Genomic DNA, 20,979 nt, shown 5'->3' with positions numbered 1-20,979 from the left:
TTTGCTTTTATCGTTGAGCACATTTGCTTTCTTTATTGAGCATATTTGCTCACATCATAGGGTATATTTGCAGAGTTCCTTTACGCTTATTTGTTCTTTTCTTTAAGTTTATTTACTCTTTCCTTTAAACTCATTTGCTAGCATTTTCTAACTCTTCTGCAATTTTATCCAGCACCTCATCCAGTCGATTGAATACATCTTCATTAGTGAAGCGAATAACCCGATAACCTTCTTTACTTAGCCATTCTGTGCGTTCCTTATCCATTTGTGGTTGCTCCCCAACCAAGTGGTATCCTCCATCTAACTCTATAATGAGTTTCTGCTTGAGGCATACAAAGTCGGGAATGTAGCCATATATTGGATGTTGTTGTCGGAAGTGAACTCCCATCCTATTACTTGCAAGATACTTCCAAAGAATCTTCTCTGCTTCAGTGGGGTTATTCCTCATCCTCCTCGCATGCTCAAGTAAAAGATAGTAAGTAGACGCATCTGTTGTTTCGTAGCGATTCATAGAATTTAGAAAAAGGATATCATTCCTGCTTATCGCAATAGATAAAGGAATGATAGGTTGTTTTATCTATTGTAAAAATACGTTCTTATTCTAATTGATATCTTATTCATGTCCCTTAGAACATCTTAATCCCCCCTCCCTTGGGGAGGGGAAGGGGGTGGGTATATCTCAATCATTAAACTCCGCAGTCAATCTACAGATATTAATGATAACCTGCATGGCTTTCTCCATAACCTGTACCGATACAAACTCGTAAGGACCGTGGAAGTTAACGCCACCAGCGAAGATGTTAGGGCAAGGTAAACCTTTGAAAGAAAGCTGTGCACCATCCGTACCGCCACGAATAGGTTGTACCTTTGGAGCAATGTTAGCCTGTTGCATGGCACGAAGGACTAGCTCTATGACGTGCATATTAGGATCAATCTTCTCCTTCATGTTGTAGTATTGGTCGTTCATCTTTAGTTCGACAGTACCAGCACCATACTTCTCATTCATCTTCTTAACGCAGTTCTCAATGAAACGCTTGCGGTCTTCGAAGTGCTCGCGGTCATGGTCACGGATGATATAGCTTAGCTTTGCCTCCTCACAACGGCTCTCTATGCCAATAAGGTGATAGAAGCCTTGATAACCTTCAGTAGTCTCTGGGATTTCATCTGATGGAATCATCGCATTAAACTCACATGCTAAGCGACTCGCATTGACCATCTTTCCCTTAGCATAACCAGTGTGGACACTAACGCCATGAATCAATATCTTCACGCCAGCAGCATTGAAGTTCTCATATTCGAGTTCGCCGAGGTCACCACCATCAATCGTGTATCCCCATTCACAACCGAACTTCTCTACATCAAAGTGATGGGCACCCTTGCCAATTTCCTCATCTGGATTGAAGCCTATGCGGATGTCCCCATGCTCAATCTCGTTGTGATCTCGCAAGAAACACATAGCCTGTACAATCTCAGCGATACCAGCCTTGTCGTCTGCACCGAGCAGCGTTGTACCATCAGTAACAATAAGATCTTCGCCCTTGTGTTCCAATAGTTCTGGGAATTGACGTGGCGAACTAACCATGTTGGGGTTGAGTTGTATATCGCCACCATCGTAGTTCTTGATGACACGAGCCTTGATGTTTGCACCGCTAGCATCGAGTGCTGTATCGTAATGAGAAATGAATCCAATTGTTGGAACTTTCTTCTTCGTGTTGGAAGGGAGCGTTGCATAGATATACCCCATATCGTCTATTTCAACATCCTTTAGTCCTTCACGCTCAAGCTCATCCTTGAGGTAGTTCGCAAAAATCAGTTGTTTGGGAGTACTCGGCACGGTCTCGGAATCTTCTGCCGATTGTGTGTCAAACTTCGTGTAGTTGATAAATCGTTCTACTATTTCCATGTTCTTACAGATATTTAATTGTCTTTCTTGCAAAGGTACAACATCTTTTTAAGATAGTCTAATGTGGTAATCTTTGCTATATATTTTTATAGTTTATTCTTTTTAAAGAGCTTATTAATAGCAATGGCAATTGCTCCATCACCTGTTACGTTGCAGGCAGTACCGAAGCTATCCATCGCAATGTAAAGGGCAATCATCAATGCTTGTGCCTCGTCATTAAAGCCTAAGATGCTAGCTAATGGGGCTAATGCTGCCATGATAGCACCACCTGGTACGCCCGGGGCAGCCACCATGATAATGGATAACATGAGTATGAAATAAATGAATAAGCCCATACCATGTGGTAAACCTGTCAATAAACAGATGGTGAGCGCACATGCGGTAATCTTCATCGCACTGCCACTGAGGTGGATTGTAGCACAAAGGGGAATGACGAAGCCAGCCACCTCTTTCCTTACGCCGGCTTTCTCTGTCTGTGCCAGAGTGATGGGTATCGTTGCTGCTGAAGAGCTTGTTCCCAATGCTGTGAGGTAAGCTGGTAACATATTCCATAGTAACCGGAACGGATTCTGCTTAGTAAGGGTTCCTGCAATACAGAACTCATAAATGAGGATAAGAACATGCAGAACAAGGATGACAATGATAATCTGTGAAAACACTAATAACACCTGTCTTGCTTGTCCGTTATGGGTCATATTGAGGAAAACACCGAATATATAATAAGGTAGGAGAGGGATGATAGCCTTTTCAATCACTTTTTCTATAATGTGTTTAAACTCATTAAAGACATTCTCCAACGTGCGAAGTCCGCCATAAGCAATACCTAAACCTACAATGAAAGAGAATACCAACCCACTCATTACATCAACCATTGCTGGGATGGTGATAGTAAAGTAAGGGGCTAACTCTGTCGCCTTGTCTATATGGGGCATACTCCCTCCTGTTGAGGCAATCATTGAAGGGAATAGCCATGAACCCGTCCCGTAGGATAAGCTACCAGCGATGACAGTATCAACGTATGCTATCACAACTGTTGCTAATAGCATTTTACCTGCTCCCTTACCGATTCCTGCAATCGCAGGAGTCACGAGTCCTATAATGATTAATGGAATCATGAAGCCAAGGAATTGGCTAAAAATACTGTTAAACGTGAGGAACACTCTTACTGCAGGGGCTGGAAGGAAATAGCCCAAAGCAATACCTAATAGGATTGCGATAATCACTCTTGGCAAGAGCCCGATTCTTCTTTTCTTCTCCATATAGTACTTGTATGTTAGTAATAGTTTATAATTAAGGAATTAACAACCAATAAGTCTATTTTCAATAATGGATAATTGGGTTGGTAGCATTGTCCTCCTACTCTTCGAGTATTATAAGTCAATTGCAAAGATAGACTTTTATATTGTAATATACAACGTTTTAGGATAAACTTATGTGTTTTTTTCTAATCTGCAACAAATCTATTCCTTTCATAGTTATACGCATGACATACTCTTATAAAAGGAGCGGAATTATAGTACAATTAATGCTACAATCCCGCTCCTTGATTTGTCTTCTTCTACCTTATATATTATAGTCTTCTTACAGCATCAGCCAACTGGCTCAATGCTTGGTGCAGTATGGAGCGAGGGGTTCCGATGTTTAAACGCATGAAACCTTTGCCTCCAGGACCGAACATCTCACCATCATTCAATGCTAAATGAGCCTTGTCAATGAAGAGTTCGAGGAGTTGCTCATGATTGAGACCTAGTTCGTTGCAGTCTAACCACATCAAAAAACTTGCTTGAGGGCGTAATGGATGTATGCCTGGAATGTACTCTTTGCAATATTCCTCCACGAATTTCACATTCTCTTCCACGTATGCTAACATCTGCTTGCGCCACTCTTCCCCCTTACGGAAAGCGGCAATTGTGGCAATAGGAGCAAAAAGCGTAGGTTCGTCAAGTTCGTTTGCTTTTAGCCAACCAAAGAACTTCTCACGTAGTTCCACATTAGGAACAATGGCGTAAGAACTAACGATTCCAGCCATGTTAAATGTCTTGGTTGGTGCGCCGAAAGTAATACTAATGTCTGCAGCATGCTGGGAAACACTAGCGAAGGGGACGTGTTGATTACCGAAAAGTGCCATGTCACTATGTATCTCATCACTGATGACAAGGATGTGATGTTGATAGCAGAAATCAGCCAAACGAATCAACGTTTCCTTCGACCAACATAGTCCCGCTGGGTTATGAGGATTGCATAGGATGAGCACACGACACTTCTCATCACAAACCTGCTCAAGGTTTTCAAAGTCCATATCGTAGTATCCATCTTCACGACGAAGTAGTGGATTAAATACCACCTCCCTATGATTTCCCTCTGGAGTTAGGCGGAAAGGATGATAGACTGGAGGCTGAATAATCACCTTCTCATCAGGCCTTGTGAATACGTTTACGACAAGACCTATCCCCTTAACAATACCAGGAATGAAACTCAACCATTCTGATTTAACTTCCCAATGATGGTGTGTACGAATCCAATCGATGATAGCAGGACGATAATCGGATGGGTCAACAGTATAGCCAAAGATAGGATGATTCAATCGCTCTTTGAGTGCATCTACCACGAAATCGGGCGTGGCGAAATCCATATCAGCCACCCATAAAGGTAAGAGGTCATTACGTCCCCAACGTGGGAGGAGGGCTTCATGCTTTAAATCACCACTCCCCGAACGATCTATCAAAGTATCGAAATCATACGTCTTCATCATACATCCAATGCTTGTTTAATATCATCAAACAGATCATCAACGCTCTCCAATCCAATACTGAGGCGGATTGTCGTATCAAATATGTCCATAGCTGTGCGTTCCTCGGGTGTAAAGAGTCCGAAAATAGTACTTGAAGGGTGTATTGCAAGTGTGCGATTATCGAATAGGTTTGTGGCTCTATGAATGAGTTTTAGGTTGTTGAGGAACCTGAAACAAGCCTCTTGATTTTCTAAATCAATGGTTACCATTGCACCAGCAGTCTCTCCATATTGACGAACTGACAGCTCGTGATAAGGATTATCAGCCAGTCCAACATAATTTACTTTACGAATAGGTGTAAGTGTGCGCAGTCTCTTTGCTAATTCTAAGGCATTGCTTGACTGTATGCGGTAACGTGCCTCAAGCGTCTCCAAGCCCAATGTCTGCATGTAAGCAACCTGTGGTGTCATGTATGCACCGAGGTTAAATAGCATCTCATTCATTAATCGGTCGGTGATAGCTGGGTATGCTCCATAGTCGATGATAAGTCCGCCCAATGATGTAGCCCCTCCACTGATATACTTCGTACTAGACACCACCTCAATATCAATTCCCAACTCCTTGCCAGAGAACTGAGTGAAAGGAATAATCGTCGTATCGGCAACAACAGGAATACCATGTCTATGTGCTATATTAGCCAAAGCCTTTACATCGGCTACTTCCAACTGCGGGTTTGTCATAATCTCAAGGAACAAACAGCATGTATTCTCATCTATTTGAGCCTCTACAGATGCAACATCTGTAAGGTCACAAAGCTTTGCCTCTACTCCAAGTCGTTTGAGAGTTGATGTCAAAAGAGAGTAGGAGTTGCCAAAGAGATGGCGTGATGTAATTACATTTTTACCTTGTTCAACGATGGCAAACATTGTATTACTGATAGCAGCCATACCCGAGTTAAGAGCCGTTACACGCTCTGCACCTGTCAAAGCCTTGATTCGCAACTCCAGATTTGTTACTGTTGGATTCTCAACACGAGAGTAGTCTGGGGCATCAATACGTCCACAGAAAGCATCAGCCATTACTTGGGCATTGTCGAACTCGTAGGCAACTGCATTATATACAGGCATGCTTAAAGCATCATAAGCATCCCGACGCTTGTAAGACAGGTGGATAGCCTGTGTTTGTTTCTTCATATTTCTTTCTTGTTTGAGTTGTGTATTTGAATAAGAAGGAGCTTGTCTCTTCATTATTTATATTCTATGATAACTTAGTACCATTGTATTGTCCTGGTGATACCACTACGCTTATCATACTTCAAGGCATCCGTTAGTGTTGATGCGTTACAACGGAAAGTAAAGTTGTAAGAGGTGTAAGGTGCCAATACAACTGACGCACTCATATTGAAGCAGTGAAGGTCGCGAGACAGACTAGCAGTTGTCATACTCATGGCGTGATTCTCGAAATCATAGCCACTAGAGAAGTTGATATTCCATCCGTCACTGATACGAATATTCCCTGAGACATTCAATGTCTGTGTGAACTTATAAGGGTAACGCATGGTCTTAGTATTGAACTTTCCACCCGTATTCTCACGCATTGTGATACCATAACCAATGGTTAATGACCAAGGCATATTAAATCTCATGTAACCGTTCTCATCTGTTTCTGCGATGTTACCACGCTTCTTCTTGGCTGCATATTTACCTTTTTCGAGGTCGTCATCCATGTTCGATTCGATGTTGGTATCTGGTCCATCGCTTCCTTCTGAAACCTTGTTGTCGTCCTTATCATCCTTATGTCCGAACCACTTACGCAATTTCTCTGGGTTAAGAGTGAATGAGAAGTTCTGCGACATACCTTGGAATCGAGGTAAGCGACCATATCCCCATTCTGTGTGGTTACCAACGTATGGTTTGCCACTAGCATCTAACTCATATGCATAAGTAGCGAATTGGGCATTCATAGAGAATGTGTAATTCTTCCACCACTTCAATCGGAGGCGTACACCTAGGTCACTCCAACGATGGAAGTTGGTTGCTGCATTGTAAGACATCGTCGCTCCCAACTCGTCAATGAGACTAATCTTCTTAAATCCAGTAGAGTCCTTGTCACTCTTGATCTTCATCTCCAGATTGTTGCTAACGTCCCATGAAATCATCTCCGTTTTGGTCTTTCCTGGTACGCTATAAAGCTCCTCTTGGTAAGGAGAATACTCAACGAGTTTCACGTTACCGCTCGCGTCTGTGTACTGGTAACTATCGTAGTAACCATAATGACGAGAGCCGAAGTTAGGCGAATAAGAGAATGAGATTTGAGGGGTGATGACGTGTCGGATTGCTTGGATCTTATCGCCAAATAGCTTACGATTAGGCTTCCAGAAACCATATAACTTCGTACTTGCTCCAACGCTCATTCTCCAATTATAAACATTGTGGAAACCGTATGTTGTATCTTTCACCTCCGTCTGATGGATTGCATCCCACGAGCGATTCACCTTCTTTGAATACATTCGGTCAACGAGATTGAACGATGGTGTGACGTTGATATAATTAAATAAGGTGAAGTTAGCCTGTACTGGAATCGTATGTTGGAAGCCGTTCCGCCAGTCCTTAAAGAGGTTCGAGTGCAATAGTTTATCCTCGTTAGTTGTGATCGAGTTAGATAACTGTCCAGTATAGCTCATAGATACTTTCTCATACCAACGCTCCTTACCCACAGCATGCTTCCGTTTGAATGGATAGAAGCGACTTAGGCTGATATTCAAGTCGGGGAGGGTCATTTGTATGGTGTTATCACGCATGTTCTGCGATAGGTTTGTGGTAGCACTTAGTGACAAGCCTATACTTGAGAAATTTGTACTCCAGCTAACAGAAGACGTACGAGTAGACTGAGTTAAGGTCTGTGGGTTGTATAAGCTATTGAGGTTGTTGCGCTCATAACTTGACGTCGCAAAGTTCACGCTGGCAGCAAGAGAGCTGTATGGATTCGCTTTCGGATCCTGTCTATGGTTCCATTGAATCTTAAAGCTCTCCTGTTCGGAGTAGTCTGGTAAGCCCTTATCACCTGTCTTTGAATCTTGATAACTAAACAGGAACGAACCCGAATAACGATAACGTTTGCGGTAGTTGCTGGCTGCTGATAGTCCCCAAGAGCCTTTGGTATAGATTTCCCCCAACAGTTTTAAGTCCCACTTATCACTTATTGCGAAGTAATAACCACCATCACGAAGATAGAAACCGCGGTTACTTTCATCTCCATAATTAGGCATGATGAATCCACTAGAGTATTTCTTTGAGAAGGGGAAGAATCCATAAGGAATGGCTAAAGGCAATGGAATGTCAGCTACTACTAGGTAAGCTGGACCAAAGACAACATCCTTTCCTGGTCGAACCTTGGCTCTTGAGAGTGCAATATAGAAGTCCGGATGAGGGTCATCACACGTTGTATAGCGTCCATGTTGTAAGTATATGACCCCAGTAGAGTCTCTTTTGCCCACCTCACCACTAAGGAAACCATCCTGTTGTGCAGTGTAGACACCTTTAATCAAGCCTTTCTTTGATTTGAAGTTGAAGGCCATTGTGTCACTCTTGTACTCATCTTTGCCCATAGTAAAGAGTGGTTTTCCTTTGATTCCACCCTCTTCCGTTGAGTCGGGAGTACCCGTTGCACGCACCAAACTGCTGTCTAGATTCATAAACACCTTATCGCTCGCCAGCTTCATATTCTCATAATCAACCTTAGAACCGCCGTATAAGTAGGCAGTTCCCGTGCTGGCATCATAGACCAAAGAGTCCTGTGCAGAATAAGTAACTGGAGAGTTGATTCCATTTGAGCGTGATTTCATAATGCTATCAGCCCTAATCGAATCATCAATAGCCTTGTTATGGTGATAGATAGCCAACTGAAGAGAGTCCATCTTCGTGGTATCTTGTGCGTTTCCTTCAACCTTTTTCTCATCGTTCCCAGCGTTGCCTCTTAGCAAGCTGTCCACTGCAATGACATTACCCTTAACCTTCTTTGCTTTCTTAGGTTGTGGTACTGGCATACGAACACTTGCCATCGCACACACGATGACGAACGATAGTAGGAGTATAATGCTCTTATTTCTCATTGCCTAAAACCATGCAAAAGTACAGAAATAATGGTGAATTCAAATATCATTACGCTATTTTAACGTTTCTATTTAGCAGTCTTGTGAGATGTTACCCATGCTGACTAATTATGCTACTTTTGTCAGTCTCTAAACCTGTTGATTGTTAGTCATAATCGAAGAAGTACTTTCCTTTATTTAAGGAAGGCGTTTCTTTGCTATGAAGAAAGCCTCTCTTTAATGATAAGAAAGGCTCTTCTTCTTTTCAGTCTTTTATTATCTCTAGCCCTAGTAAGAGTGTTGCACTATTGAGAGGAATGCCAACTAAACTGTTCTAAGCCAAATCCAACGATAGAGCCTCAATGAGTCTCAATACGGGTTGATTCTCTTTTTTGAGTTTCTCGAGTTCTTGATGAGGTGTAAGCATTGGCTTTATCTCTTCTTGTTTGGCAAGTCTAATGTCCACCTCAAGCTGTCCATTATGCAGATACTTAGCCAATGTAGCTCGGAGACGAGCCTTGATAGGTAGCAACTCACTGAGTTGGATATTGTTTTCAGCAAGTATCTGAATATTCGGGAAAGCTGTTATTGTAGGGGTGATATTGCCCATGCGCTGTGCAAGAGCTTGCATTCCGTTAGGCATACGTTTACACATTGCACGCCATTGTACGATGAGTTCTTGTTGAGAAAACTCCTCTTTCTCCTCTTTGTTGGTTACTTCTGGCTCGTTGGCATTGGTGTTTTTACGTTCTTCTCCTTTGAGTAAGTTGCTGACCGAAAGCCCCATTCCTCCTAAGTTGATCGATGTAGGTAAACCATGGGTGACGACGGCTGTACCACTCTGATTGGTTGTTAATGCTTCGGTAGAGTTGTTAGAAGAGGGCGCAATGGTTACAGGAGTCTCGTTGTCAGTTGACTTGTGAGACGCCTCATGATGATGTCTAAGGCTCCCAACCACCTGCTGAGTCGGTTTCTGTTGAGCCTTTACAATAAGATTCTTAAACAGGGATTTTAATCGTTTAGGGCTACGCCCCGAGGCTGGGACATCATCATCCTTCTGTGTGATTTGTGCTACTTGAATGAGCGTGAGCTCAACGAGTAACCGCTTATTAGAGCTTTGTCGATATTCAACATCACATTGGTTCATAATCTTCAAAGCGTTGTATAGGAAGAGAGTAGGGCACTTCTGCGCCTGTTCTTGGTATCGTTTGCGTTGTTGTTCGCTAACCTCTAATAATGGTAGAGTTTGTACATCTTTTGCCATTAATACGTTGCGAACGTGCGAAGCAAGTCCGTTGATGAGGTGACCACCATCAAAACCTTTGTTGATAACATTGTTCAGAAGAACCATAATGTCGCTTACCTTATTCTCAAGAGCAAGATTGATGATGTTGAAATAATTGTCTTCATCAAGCACATTGAGGTCTTCTATCACTTTTTGGTAGGTGATATTGCCTTGTGAGAAACTTGCTGCTTGATCGAAGATAGAGAGAGCATCACGCATACCGCCATCTGCTTTCTCTGCGATGATATTGAGAGCTTGCTCATCATATTGTATGTTCTCTTTCTCAGCAACGGCCTTTAAGTGGTTGATGATATTAGGAACTGTCATGCGTTCGAAGTCATATATCTGGCAACGAGACAATATGGTTGGTAAGATCTTATGCTTTTCAGTGGTTGCAAGGATGAAGATTACGTGTGCAGGAGGTTCCTCCAATGTCTTGAGAAATGCGTTAAAGGCAGCTGTTGATAACATATGAACCTCATCGATGATAAACACTTTGTAGCGTCCAACCTGCGGTGGTATGCGGGTCTGCTCCATAAGCGTCTTGATGTTCTCAACCGAGTTGTTACTTGCTGCATCAAGCTCAAATATGTTGTAACTGCGCCCTTCGGCAAAGGCTTTACAGCTCTCACATTCATTGCAAGCCTCACCCTCATTGGTGGGATTCTCGCAGTTGATAGCCTTAGCGAAGATACGTGCACAAGTTGTCTTACCCACTCCTCGCGGTCCACAAAAGAGATAGGCATGAGCCAATTTGCCACTTTTTACAGCATTCTTCAGCGTGGTGGTCAAAGCCTGTTGACCCACGACAGAGTCGAAGGACATCGGTCGATACTTACGCGCTGAGACGATATATTCATCCATAAATCATACTTTTCTAATTCGTGATGCAAAGGTAATAAAAGTTGAGAAAAGACGCTCTTAGAGCATAGATATTAAATTGTTAATTTGCTAAAAATCTGTTTGCTATATGCCAACATGTGCAATCTTTTCCTTACTTTTGCACAAAATTGAGTAATAAGTGAGCAAGATTACTGGACATATACTTGGCTTTCTAAGTCGGTTCAAGTTTCATATTGTTATCCTCTTGGGCGTTCTCATTGTAGGAGTCTTGGATGAGAATAGCTTTATGAAGCGTATTGAATATGCCTACCAGATTAAAGACTTGAAGGCAGAAATCCAAAAGTATGATAGGCAATATCATCATGATACCCAACAACTAAAGGACTTAAAGCGTGACCCGAAAGCGATTGCTCGCATCGCAAGGGAGCGTTATTTCATGAAGACTGAAGATGAGGATATCTTCGTGCTAAGCGATGATGAACAGCCAGATAATACCCAAAAGTATGAGACAACTGAGTAAACTTGAATCAATAATCTATCTTCTTGGTGGAATAATGATGGTTGCAGGTGCAGGGCTCTACGCCTTTTTCATTATTCAACACGTGGCATGTTGGATAATGCTTATCGGTGCTCTTGCTTTCGTCTTAATGCAGTCACGTCAACGATATGACGGTTCTTCACTGACTATTCGTCGCTTACGTAAGATTATGACTATTGCTGGCTTTGGCTTTATAATTGCTGGCTTCTTCATGGTGGAGGACTCTTATATGTTCCTTCGCCCTGTATTCTCTAATACAGCTGAGGGTTATACCACTTACGTGAATGTCTTTCATCATAATTGGGTGATACTTCTTTTAATCTCAGCAATCCTAGAGATGTACACCTCACATCGTATTAGTTATGAGCTTAAAAAGGAACTCCAATAGGGTTAGTAACTAAAAAAGTCTAAAAGAGGAATAGATAGTTTTAATTTGAATAAAAATGTTTCTTGGCATCAATTATACGTTGTACTTTTGTCAAAACAGAACCAGTTGAATGACCTATGAATAAAGTTCTTTACGCACTTTTAACGCTTATCGCTTGCACTTCTTGTGGAAGTTCTTTCAATATACAAGGTACTTCCAACGTCTCAAGTTTAGATGGTCGGAAGCTCTATCTCAAGGTAGATAAGGCGGACTCATTGGTTAATTTAGATTCATGTGACGTCGTTCATGGACAATTCTCATTCCATGGTACGATCGATTCTGTTAGGGTGGCGCAAGTCTTTATGGATGATGTTAACCTTCAATTCCCCGTTGTTATTGAAGGTGGAGATATAGTCGTTAAACTGGATAATACCCAACAACGCGTTAGCGGAACACCATTGAATGATAAGTTAAACGACTTCTGGACGAAGTTTACTCAACTACGAAATCAGTATGGAGAGATCGATCATGAGGAGAGTGCCGCAATACTAAATGGACACGACGAGGAGACTATCAATGCCCGACTTATTAAGAAGGCACTAGGCGTGTACGCAAAGAGTGACAAGTTATTCACCAAGTTTGTGACTGAAAACTTTGATAACGTGTTAGGTCCGTGGTGCTTTATGACACGTATATCATACGATACTACGCCTGATGCTTACCCTGTTTGGATGAATGATTATATGTATGCTAATGCTGTTAATCAACTACCTTCTTGGGTCGAGTTCATCATGACAAAGGCAACAGATAACTTTAAGAATAACCCCGAGATAAAGACTTTCTACGCTGATTTCTTGCAGGCTCAAAAGGAGATGAATGGTATGGCTGAACCCGCAAATGTACCGATGAACGATGCGCCAGGTACTACGCCAAATGCTTCAACGGCTCCTCCTACACCAGCAGAGATGGCAGGCGACTCTATTCCAAAGTAATTATCACAATAGTGATAATTGAGTATCACAAGGGTGATAACGGATTGTCACAATAGTGATAACGAATGATTACAGTTGTGGAGAGTGCTTTGAGTATTAGAGATAGATGGTTTGGAAGACTCGATAGAGGCTCACTTTATTCTCAACGAAACCCCTTAAAACATTTATAATTATATGCGGAGACTTATTCAAGGCGGTACTATCGTCAACGAAGGTCGAAGTTTTCTCGGCTCAATAATCATAGAGGATGATTGTATCAAAGATATTATTAAAGGTAATCTAACAGCCCGTGGCACATTTGACGAGGTAGTCGATGCCACGGGATGTTTCGTCTTGCCAGGTGTTATTGATAGTCATGTACACTTCCGTGAACCAGGGCTTACAGAGAAGGCAGACCTCGAGAGCGAGAGTAGGGCGGCTGCTTTCGGTGGTGTGACATCCTATTTTGATATGCCAAATACTAATCCCCAGACCACAACTATAGTGGCTTTGGAAGATAAGTGGGCGCGTGCTGCGAAGTCAAGTCACGTTAACTATAGTTTCTTCTTTGGTGCTACGAATGCGAATAGCAAGTTATTTGAGCAATTAGATGTCCACTCCATTCCAGGAATAAAGCTCTTTATGGGGGCTTCAACGGGGAATATGCTGGTAGACCAACGTGATTCCTTAGAGGCAACCTTCCGTGTTGCAGCCTCTTTGGGGCTTCCTGTTATGACGCATTGTGAGGACTCTGGTATCATAAACCAGAATATGAAGGCAGCTAAAGAACGCTTTGGAGAAGACCCGGACATTACCCATCATTGGGAAATCCGCAGTGAGGAGGCTTGCTGTCAGTCGTCTTCCTTAGCTGTTGAACTTGCTAGGAAATACAAGACACAGCTTCACATTGCACACGTTTCTACGGCTAAAGAACTTTCTTTTGCAGGTCATCCAGAAGATGAGGGGCGCATAACTCTAGAGGCAGTGATTGCTCACATCATCTTTTCCAACGAGGATTATCTTACGAAAGGCGCACTAATCAAATGCAATCCATCTGTTAAGAAACCAGCTGATCGTGCTGCTATTCAACAAGCACTCATGTCTGGTCGTATTACAACAATCGGTACTGATCATGCCCCTCACCTTCTTTCTCAAAAGCAAGGAGGCTGTGCCAAGGCTGCTTCGGGTATGCCCATGCTCCAGTTCTCACTGGTTTCTATGTTGGAACTGGTGGATAATGGCGTTCTAACCATCGAACGACTGGTTGAGTTAATGGCGCATGCTCCTGCGCAGTTATTCGAGATAGACAAGCGTGGATATCTACGAGAAGGCTACAAAGCAGATGTTACGATTGTTCAACCGCATCAATCATGGACAGTAGACGAAGCGTGCATACAGAGTAAATGTAAGTGGAGTCCAATGATGGGACACACGTTTCAATGGAAGGTAATACACACCTTCTGCAATGGACACCACCTGTTGGATAATGGCAAATTAGACACAACAACGAGAGGGGAGAGGCTCTCTTTCCGCAACACAAAATAATTCCGAATATGAAAGAAAGCCCAGCTGATAATAAGAGTAAGATACTCACTTACAACATAAGTGACATTACACCTTATATTAATTGGCCTTACTTCTATTATGCCTGGTCGATGAATGGCAAGGCAAAAGATGCGCAGCAGGAATTGAAGCAAGATGCTGAAGCCATGTTGGCAAGTATGGAAGGGCAATATCACACACGTGCAGTCTTTGCGCTTTGTGAGGCTAATAGCGATGGAGATGACCTCCTTATCAATGGAACTCGTACCCCTATGTTGCGTCAGCAAAGGGTGAAGGAGGGTAAACCCAACTTGTGCCTTGCTGACTTTGTGCGCCCGCTTTCTTCGGGAATAACTGATACTGTTGGTCTCTTTGCTACCTCTGTTGATCAAGCAATAACCACTGATAACGAAGCTGATACTTATCTTCACATGTTGTCTCAAACCCTATCTGATAGATTGGCAGAGGCTACGGCAGAGAGAATGCACGAAGAGGTGAGGCGGAAGTATTGGGGGTATGCACCTGATGAGCAGCTTACTATTGCTGAACTCTATGCCGAGAAGTATCAAGGAATACGCCCTGCAATAGGTTATCCGTCACTTCCTGACACAAGTGTGAACTTCCTTCTTGAACGTAATTTAGATATGAAAGGGATTGGGATAAGGCTTACCGAAACAGGAATGATGATACCTCATGCAAGTGTATCAGGCTTTATGTTCGCTCATCCGAAGGCTTGTTACTTTGATTTAGGTAAGATTGATGAGGAACAACTACAAGACTATGCACATCGGCGAGGGCTCCCCATAGAGAAAGTAAGGACTTTTTTAAGTGCCAATCTACTAAAGAGATGATAGCAAGAATTGTGATATACCTCCTCTTAATGATAGTTCTTTCGGATTTGTACATCGATATGCACTATTTCCGAAAGCGTTATCACGTGACTTGGTGGCAGCGCCTTCTATGGTGGATACCCTGCATTGGTATGGTTGTCTATACTTGTTTGTTGGCTTCAATACGCAACTTTGCACCAGTAGACCTCACTTGGTTGAACACTTATCTATTCCTCCTTGGAATGTTCGTCGTGCCAAAGACAATCTTTGCTATTAGTTCTTTCTTGGGTTGGATAATGCGTAAGTATATCACACACACGCCTCGTAACTGGGGGCATTACATAGGAGTTCTATTGGGCGTGGGTGCTTTTGGTGTGTATGTCTATGGGCTTACAGCTGGTGTATCAGCAATTAAAGTAAACCACATCGACCTATCTTTTAAGAATCTACCTGCCTCCTTCAATGGCTATCGCATTGTACATGTATCTGATTTGCATCTCGGAACCTTTAATGGATGGCGTGAGAAGATATTGAAAGCAGAGATGGATAGCATAGAAAAGCAGCACGCTAACCTTATTTGTTTTACTGGTGACATACAGAATATGCGCCCACAAGAGGTGGAGGCAATGCAAGCGGTCATTCGTAAACCGATGTCGCGTACCATCTCTGTGTTGGGTAATCATGACTATACGGAGTATATCGTAGGCAGTAAGAAAGAGAAGATTGTACAAGAGATGAGGCTTGTCAAGGAGGAAGAGAAGGGCTTGGGATGGACACTCTTGCGTAATCAGAATGTGATAATATGCTCACCAAAGGGTGAGGATATATATATCTGTGGTACGGAGAATGATGGGAAGCCACCATTCCCGAACTATTCTAATTATAAGAAAGCGACCATGGGTATTCCTAAAGGGGCATTCGTCATTATGTTGCAACATGACCCTTCTGCCTGGAAACGTTCTATCTTGCCTCAAACGACAGCCCAATTAACGCTCTCTGGGCACACTCATGGCGGACAGATGCAGCTCTTTGGATGGCGACCAACAAGCCTCAGACAACATGAAGATCATGGACTCTACGAGCAAGACGGGCGTTATCTCTATGTCACAGCGGGGCTTGGTGGGCTCGTCCCTTTCCGTCTTAATATGCCAAATGAAGTAACAGTAATAACGTTACATACGAAGTAATAACGAGTAACAAACAATAAAAGAAAGCAATAAAGAATTATCTTATGGGCAATTCGACATTACAACGACACACAAAACACACTATTCATCACCCATCCTTCTTTGCGTTGATGGGAACACTTCTGTACGACCTCTATACATTATGTATCGTACTTCCTCTTTTCATACTTGCCTCTATTCTCACAGCCTTAATAACGACGATTGGCTGTCGATTAGGCAATGGGCACTTCTGGGGATACTATCCTGGAAAGTGGTGGTCATGGTTTACTATTCGCTTATTGTTCCTCCCTGTAAAGGTAGAAGGGCGTGAACACTTAGACCCCAAACAGAGTTATGTCTTTGTTAGTAACCATCAAGGAGCATTCGACATCTTCCTTATTTATGGTTTCTTAGGGCGTAACTTCAAATGGATGATGAAGAAGGCTATCCGCAAGATACCGCTCATTGGACTTGCATGTGAGCAGGCTCACCACATCTTTGTAGATAAGAGTGGGGCGAGCAAGATAAAGAAGACATACGATGAAGCACGTCAGACGCTACGCGAGGGGATGTCAGTAGTGGTGTTTCCAGAGGGTGCGCGCAGCTTTACTGGTCATATGGCTCACTTCCGCCGAGGAGCTTTTATGCTTGCTGATGAGCTGCAATTACCAGTATGCCCAATTACTATTAATGGTTCATTCGACGTTATGCCACGAACAAAAGACTGGAACTTCCCCGTATGGAATAGACTTCGTTTAACGATTCATGAACCTATTCAGCCTAAGGGAAAGGGTTCGGAGTTTGAGAAGCAAACTATGGTTGAGGCGTATAAAGCAGTCATGTCTGGGCTAGAAGATAAGTATCAAGGATTTATAGATAACCCAGATCAGTAATAACTGACTACTGGTTTTTATTCGATTATTTGCTTCATTCAGATAAATATACTACTTTTGCACAAAAACAAAACCTATGACAAGCGATAGTATAGTAATCATACCGACCTATAACGAGAAGGAGAATATAGAGAAGATTATCCATGCTGTATTCAATTTGGATAAGTTCTTTCATGTCTTGGTAATTGATGATGGAAGTCCAGATGGCACTGCGCAGATTGTTCATCGATTGATAAACAATGGTTGTTCTGACCGATTGTTTATTATCGAGCGTACTGGTAAGTTAGGACTAGGAACAGCTTATATTACAGGCTTTAAGTGGGCTTTGGAGCATGGTTATGATTATATCTTTGAGATGGATGCCGACTTTAGTCATGATCCAAACGACCTCCCTCGTCTTTATGCTGCAACGCATGATGAAGGCTATGATGTCGCTGTTGGGTCTCGTTATGTTAGTGGGGTGAATGTTGTTAATTGGCCTATTGGGCGCGTGCTGATGAGCTATTTCGCTAGTAAATATGTACAGACAGTGACGGGATTCCATGTTCATGACACCACAGCAGGCTTCGTTTGCTATCGTAGAAAGGTGTTGGAAACTATCCCATTAGATGATATTAGGTTTAAAGGATATGCTTTCCAGATAGAGATGAAGTACACTTCTTACAAGATAGGCTTTAAGATTAAAGAGGTACCAGTCATCTTTGTTAATCGTCGTGAGGGCGTTAGTAAGATGAGTGGTGGTATATTCTCTGAAGCCTTCTTCGGCGTTATGCGCCTCCGTCTTGACGGTTGGTTTAAGAAGTATCCGAAGGCTTAATAGTAATAAGACAAGCCTCACCTATCCTCCCTGAACGGGTAGGACTCTCTCACAAAATAGATATTTGCAGGAAAGAAAGGGGCAGGTTAATGTGTTGCGAGGTATAGTCTTGTTAGCTACAAAAGCAATACTGCACACAAAGAAACGCTCTCTTGCATGGGAAGGGGGCGTTTTCTTGATATGAGAAGAGCCTCTCCTTAATGCAAGGAGAGGCTCTCTTTGATTCAAGAGGGATCATCTGCTTATTCTTACCAACTATTCGTATCAAGCGTTTTACCACTTAATTAATCATCGTATGATAACAGTTATAATCTTTTTGCTCGCTTTTCTTCTCCTTGGTATAGGCTTTCTTCTAAGTTATCATAAGGAGGTTACTAATCCGGAAGATGCTTATAGGCGGAATTGGAAAGGCTTCTTCTGGTCATCTCTACGCATGATGTCGTTAGCAGTTGTTACGTTGTTTCTATTCTTCGTCATGCTGTGCTTTGTTGGTGAAGACGATCCTGAGGATAATCTGAGTTGGATAGTTTGGTTTATTGTCGTCACATGGTTTGTAGCAATCCCTGTGCTTGTTATTTATGTTATATCCGTTGTTCAGGTTATAGTTCATCGTGAGTTATATATAAATAAGGTGTTTCTTGGATTACACATTATCAATCTCTTGCAAGTAATATGTGTCTTGGTCTTGGCTATTCTGCCACAGAAAAGTTGTACACCCGAGGCGATGGAAACTGATTATAAGGCGCATCAAACAGAGATAAGACGTTTGATCGCAGTTACAAAAGGTTGGTTGCCGGATAGTACAGGGTTCTCCGTGGAGTATTCGAATAATGGAGAGATTACGGACTGGGGCGTTAACTCGAAGGTAGATGTGAATTTTGAGCCAGACAACGGGGTCACTGATAACGTAAAGAATAGGGAGTTAAAGAAGATAGGACTTAGTGTTGAGCGCCTGGATTCCATCCGTTTTGCACTGCGGGAGATGGATTATCGAGGTTTAAACATTGGTAATAATGATGGGTATGGGGACTGCACAGAGATCGAATATGGGCGCAAAGGGCAAGATGTCTTTTATTATCAATTATATGATAAGCCCCTCACTGACTCGTTAATCAGCGAACTTAATAATCAACCTAGCTTCGTTGTCTTCAATCGTCGAGTGGTATTTTACTGTATGGAAAACTCTCTCGATACCCCTCACTTTCCTGGGAAAGAAACCTATCTAGCGCATAGACGTAAGCAGAAATAAGGTCGGTGAGATTCGTAATAGATACCTTGTCTTTGGGAAATCTCTGCTGGTCATCCTGTTGACGCAACGCTTTATTCTATTCGCCGTGAGCGTCGCCGTGAGTTCGCAGGAGAGGGTATGTGTAATGACGATTTGATACGTTGGGCATCATTGGATTAGGTGAAGAACTATCAAATTGCGGGTGTGAACTTCTGAACATATCTATATCAAAGTCCTAAGTTTATCGGCACAGACGGAAACAGCCTCATACTTGCTGATGGTAGTGCTAAGGCTAATATCTCAGCGAAGGCACTATCTACTTCGTTCCAGATTCGTATATGTGATGCTTGAAATGACACATACGTGTCGCTCGACTGACACGTATGTGCTAACCCTTGTAACACATACGTGTCAATGACGTGATACGTATGTGTCATTTCCATCACATCCTATGTGTTACTTTTTGTGCCTGATAATAGTCGCCTAAACAACAGAAAGCGGAAGTCCCGATAGATAAGGGGACTTCCGCTTGATATGTTGTGACTCCGTTGGGATTCAAACCCAAGACCTTCAGAACCGGAATCTGACGCTCTATTCAGCTAAGCTACGGAGCCTAATAGCGCTGCAAAGGTACTGTAAAGTTTGGATAACTCCAAATGAAGCCGAAACCGACATGGGTGCATTTAGATTTTTTATAGGTTTCTGAAAGGGCTTTCTCCTGTAAATCCTTTCTCCTAAAACTATACTAAAACGGCTCTTCGTCTTATCCTTTAGCAGCCACTAATCCTATTAATCGATAAATCGCTTCGTAAGATCTTTGTATTCGTCTATCCTGCGATCGCGCAGGAATGGCCACCAACGACGCACTTGCTCGCTATGGTCTAGGTCGATGTTAAGGATGATGCTCTCCTCCTCATTGTCGCTTGCACGATAGAGTAGTTCGCCCTGTGGACCAGCCACGAAGCTACTTCCCCAGAACTGAATTCCCCCTGTTTGTTCGCTTGGATCGCTCTCATGACCTACACGATTAACGGCGATGACAGGCAATCCGTTAGCCACTGCGTGCCCACGCATTACCGTTGTCCATGCCTCACGCTGGCGTTGTTGCTCTGCTTCTGTGTCACTACTTTCATAGCCGATAGCAGTGGGGTAGATGAGCATTTCTGCGCCTTGTAATGCCATTAAGCGGGCTGCCTCAGGGTACCATTGATCCCAACAAACCAATACTCCCAAGCGTCCCACGCTCGTGTCGATAGGATGGAAACCGATGTCACCTGGTGTGAAATAGAACTTTTCGTAGTAGGCAGGGTCGTCGGGAATGTGCATCTTACGATACTTACCAGCTATTGTTCCGTCTTTCTCTATGACGACAGCCGTGTTGTGATATAACCCAGCAGCCCGTTTCTCAAAGAGGGAGGTAACAAGCACGATACCTAATTTGCGTGCCAACTCACCATAGAAGTCTGTTGATGGTCCAGGTATGGGTTCTGCTAAGTCGAAGTTGTTTACGTCCTCCGTCTGACAGAAGTATAATGAGTTGTGTAACTCTTGTAATACCACTAGTTCAGCACCCCTTTGTGCGAGGTCAGTGATGTTCTCTGCCAATCGTTCTATATTCTTCTTCGTATCCGCAATGTTATGTTGTTGCAAGATACCAATCTTTAGTTCTCTCATCTATTTAATATGTTTTCCAACTTGTTCGAAGCGTGAAATAGCTTGCTTCGGAGCAGTTGGGGTTGTTTTTTAACTTACTATTATACAGTGTGACAAATACT

The 20,979-nt window shown here is 42.8% G+C and carries 18 protein-coding genes and 1 tRNA gene; 10 read left to right on the top strand and 9 right to left on the bottom strand.

The window, feature by feature from the left end:
- Positions 1-130: 130 nt before the first annotated feature.
- The 7 genes from F0475_RS04005 to F0475_RS03975 form a co-directional block, all read right to left on the bottom strand.
- Positions 131-511: an endonuclease domain-containing protein gene (locus F0475_RS04005; protein WP_155715527.1), complete on the bottom strand. Its 381-nt coding sequence runs from the start codon at positions 509-511 to the stop codon at positions 131-133.
- 168 nt (positions 512-679) lie between these two features.
- Entirely contained in the window at positions 680-1,903 is a 1,224-nt protein-coding gene (gene pepT / locus F0475_RS04000) for a peptidase T (protein ID WP_155715525.1), read from the bottom strand.
- 86 nt (positions 1,904-1,989) lie between these two features.
- Positions 1,990-3,162 (bottom strand): dicarboxylate/amino acid:cation symporter, encoded by a 1,173-nt coding sequence (locus F0475_RS03995; RefSeq protein WP_155715523.1) that lies wholly within the window; start codon positions 3,160-3,162, stop codon positions 1,990-1,992.
- 311 nt (positions 3,163-3,473) lie between these two features.
- Positions 3,474-4,655, bottom strand: a complete 1,182-nt coding sequence (locus tag F0475_RS03990) for a MalY/PatB family protein (RefSeq protein WP_155715521.1) — start codon at positions 4,653-4,655, stop codon at positions 3,474-3,476.
- Positions 4,652-5,827, bottom strand: a complete 1,176-nt coding sequence (locus F0475_RS03985) for a trans-sulfuration enzyme family protein (protein WP_155715520.1) — start codon at positions 5,825-5,827, stop codon at positions 4,652-4,654. Before F0475_RS03985 ends, F0475_RS03990 begins: the two co-directional genes overlap by 4 nt.
- Before the next feature lie 74 nt (positions 5,828-5,901).
- Positions 5,902-8,745 (bottom strand): putative LPS assembly protein LptD, encoded by a 2,844-nt coding sequence (locus tag F0475_RS03980; RefSeq protein ID WP_155715518.1) that lies wholly within the window; start codon positions 8,743-8,745, stop codon positions 5,902-5,904.
- A gap of 313 nt (positions 8,746-9,058) precedes the next feature.
- The gene (locus F0475_RS03975; RefSeq protein ID WP_155715516.1) at positions 9,059-10,873 is read right to left on the bottom strand and encodes a DNA polymerase III subunit gamma/tau; all 1,815 of its coding nucleotides are present in this window, start codon (positions 10,871-10,873) and stop codon (positions 9,059-9,061) included.
- Between the two features lie 157 nt (positions 10,874-11,030).
- Between F0475_RS03975 and F0475_RS03970 the strand changes: the two genes are divergently transcribed.
- From F0475_RS03970 to F0475_RS11825, 10 genes are all read left to right on the top strand, one after another.
- Positions 11,031-11,372 carry an FtsB family cell division protein gene (locus tag F0475_RS03970; RefSeq protein WP_273540203.1) on the top strand — a complete coding sequence of 114 codons (342 nt, stop codon included), beginning with the start codon at positions 11,031-11,033 and terminating at the stop codon, positions 11,370-11,372.
- On the top strand, positions 11,356-11,778 hold the full coding sequence (locus F0475_RS03965; protein ID WP_155715515.1) for a hypothetical protein: 423 nt from the start codon (positions 11,356-11,358) through the stop codon (positions 11,776-11,778). Before F0475_RS03970 ends, F0475_RS03965 begins: the two co-directional genes overlap by 17 nt.
- Before the next feature lie 116 nt (positions 11,779-11,894).
- A complete protein-coding gene (locus F0475_RS03960) occupies positions 11,895-12,749 on the top strand; it encodes a DUF4369 domain-containing protein (protein ID WP_155715513.1) in 855 nt (284 codons plus the stop codon).
- A 174-nt stretch (positions 12,750-12,923) separates the two neighbouring features.
- Positions 12,924-14,273, top strand: a complete 1,350-nt coding sequence (locus F0475_RS03955; RefSeq protein ID WP_155715511.1) for a dihydroorotase — start codon at positions 12,924-12,926, stop codon at positions 14,271-14,273.
- 8 nt (positions 14,274-14,281) lie between these two features.
- Positions 14,282-15,121, top strand: a complete 840-nt coding sequence (locus F0475_RS03950) for a vitamin B12 dependent-methionine synthase activation domain-containing protein (protein WP_155715509.1) — start codon at positions 14,282-14,284, stop codon at positions 15,119-15,121.
- Positions 15,118-16,287 (top strand): metallophosphoesterase, encoded by a 1,170-nt coding sequence (locus F0475_RS03945; protein WP_155715507.1) that lies wholly within the window; start codon positions 15,118-15,120, stop codon positions 16,285-16,287. Before F0475_RS03950 ends, F0475_RS03945 begins: the two co-directional genes overlap by 4 nt.
- A 44-nt stretch (positions 16,288-16,331) precedes the next feature.
- Positions 16,332-17,159: a lysophospholipid acyltransferase family protein gene (locus tag F0475_RS03940; RefSeq protein WP_155715505.1), complete on the top strand. Its 828-nt coding sequence runs from the start codon at positions 16,332-16,334 to the stop codon at positions 17,157-17,159.
- A 76-nt stretch (positions 17,160-17,235) separates the two neighbouring features.
- Positions 17,236-17,976, top strand: a complete 741-nt coding sequence (locus F0475_RS03935) for a polyprenol monophosphomannose synthase (RefSeq protein WP_009434859.1) — start codon at positions 17,236-17,238, stop codon at positions 17,974-17,976.
- 295 nt (positions 17,977-18,271) lie between these two features.
- The gene (locus F0475_RS03930; RefSeq protein ID WP_155715503.1) at positions 18,272-19,225 is read left to right on the top strand and encodes a hypothetical protein; all 954 of its coding nucleotides are present in this window, start codon (positions 18,272-18,274) and stop codon (positions 19,223-19,225) included.
- A 21-nt stretch (positions 19,226-19,246) separates the two neighbouring features.
- Positions 19,247-19,384: a RagB/SusD family nutrient uptake outer membrane protein gene (locus tag F0475_RS11825; RefSeq protein WP_317163182.1), complete on the top strand. Its 138-nt coding sequence runs from the start codon at positions 19,247-19,249 to the stop codon at positions 19,382-19,384.
- Between the two features lie 360 nt (positions 19,385-19,744).
- Here F0475_RS11825 and F0475_RS03920 read toward each other — a convergent pair.
- Positions 19,745-19,818: transfer RNA gene (locus F0475_RS03920), tRNA-Arg, on the bottom strand.
- A gap of 175 nt (positions 19,819-19,993) precedes the next feature.
- Entirely contained in the window at positions 19,994-20,878 is an 885-nt protein-coding gene (locus F0475_RS03915) for a carbon-nitrogen hydrolase (RefSeq protein ID WP_009434924.1), read from the bottom strand.
- Positions 20,879-20,979: the final 101 nt, after the last annotated feature.

This window comes from Prevotella vespertina, from assembly GCF_009728485.1.
GTDB classification, from domain to species: domain Bacteria; phylum Bacteroidota; class Bacteroidia; order Bacteroidales; family Bacteroidaceae; genus Prevotella; species Prevotella vespertina.
The sequence above is the reverse complement of the archived record's forward strand: the minus strand, read 5'-3'. Positions and strand labels throughout refer to the sequence as shown.

Excerpts from the sequence above, each read along its gene's own strand:
- F0475_RS04005 (WP_155715527.1), bottom strand. The coding sequence starts at position 511 with ATGAATCGCTACGAAACAACAGATGCGTCTACTTACTATCTTTTACTT.
- pepT (WP_155715525.1), bottom strand. The coding sequence starts at position 1,903 with ATGGAAATAGTAGAACGATTTATCAACTACACGAAGTTTGACACACAA.
- F0475_RS03995 (WP_155715523.1), bottom strand. The coding sequence starts at position 3,162 with ATGGAGAAGAAAAGAAGAATCGGGCTCTTGCCAAGAGTGATTATCGCA.
- F0475_RS03990 (WP_155715521.1), bottom strand. The coding sequence starts at position 4,655 with ATGATGAAGACGTATGATTTCGATACTTTGATAGATCGTTCGGGGAGT.
- F0475_RS03985 (WP_155715520.1), bottom strand. The coding sequence starts at position 5,827 with ATGAAGAAACAAACACAGGCTATCCACCTGTCTTACAAGCGTCGGGAT.
- F0475_RS03980 (WP_155715518.1), bottom strand. The coding sequence starts at position 8,745 with ATGAGAAATAAGAGCATTATACTCCTACTATCGTTCGTCATCGTGTGT.
- F0475_RS03975 (WP_155715516.1), bottom strand. The coding sequence starts at position 10,873 with ATGGATGAATATATCGTCTCAGCGCGTAAGTATCGACCGATGTCCTTC.
- F0475_RS03965 (WP_155715515.1), top strand. The coding sequence starts at position 11,356 with ATGAGACAACTGAGTAAACTTGAATCAATAATCTATCTTCTTGGTGGA.
- F0475_RS03960 (WP_155715513.1), top strand. The coding sequence starts at position 11,895 with ATGAATAAAGTTCTTTACGCACTTTTAACGCTTATCGCTTGCACTTCT.
- F0475_RS03955 (WP_155715511.1), top strand. The coding sequence starts at position 12,924 with ATGCGGAGACTTATTCAAGGCGGTACTATCGTCAACGAAGGTCGAAGT.
- F0475_RS03950 (WP_155715509.1), top strand. The coding sequence starts at position 14,282 with ATGAAAGAAAGCCCAGCTGATAATAAGAGTAAGATACTCACTTACAAC.
- F0475_RS03945 (WP_155715507.1), top strand. The coding sequence starts at position 15,118 with ATGATAGCAAGAATTGTGATATACCTCCTCTTAATGATAGTTCTTTCG.
- F0475_RS03940 (WP_155715505.1), top strand. The coding sequence starts at position 16,332 with ATGGGCAATTCGACATTACAACGACACACAAAACACACTATTCATCAC.
- F0475_RS03935 (WP_009434859.1), top strand. The coding sequence starts at position 17,236 with ATGACAAGCGATAGTATAGTAATCATACCGACCTATAACGAGAAGGAG.
- F0475_RS03930 (WP_155715503.1), top strand. The coding sequence starts at position 18,272 with ATGATAACAGTTATAATCTTTTTGCTCGCTTTTCTTCTCCTTGGTATA.
- F0475_RS03915 (WP_009434924.1), bottom strand. The coding sequence starts at position 20,878 with ATGAGAGAACTAAAGATTGGTATCTTGCAACAACATAACATTGCGGAT.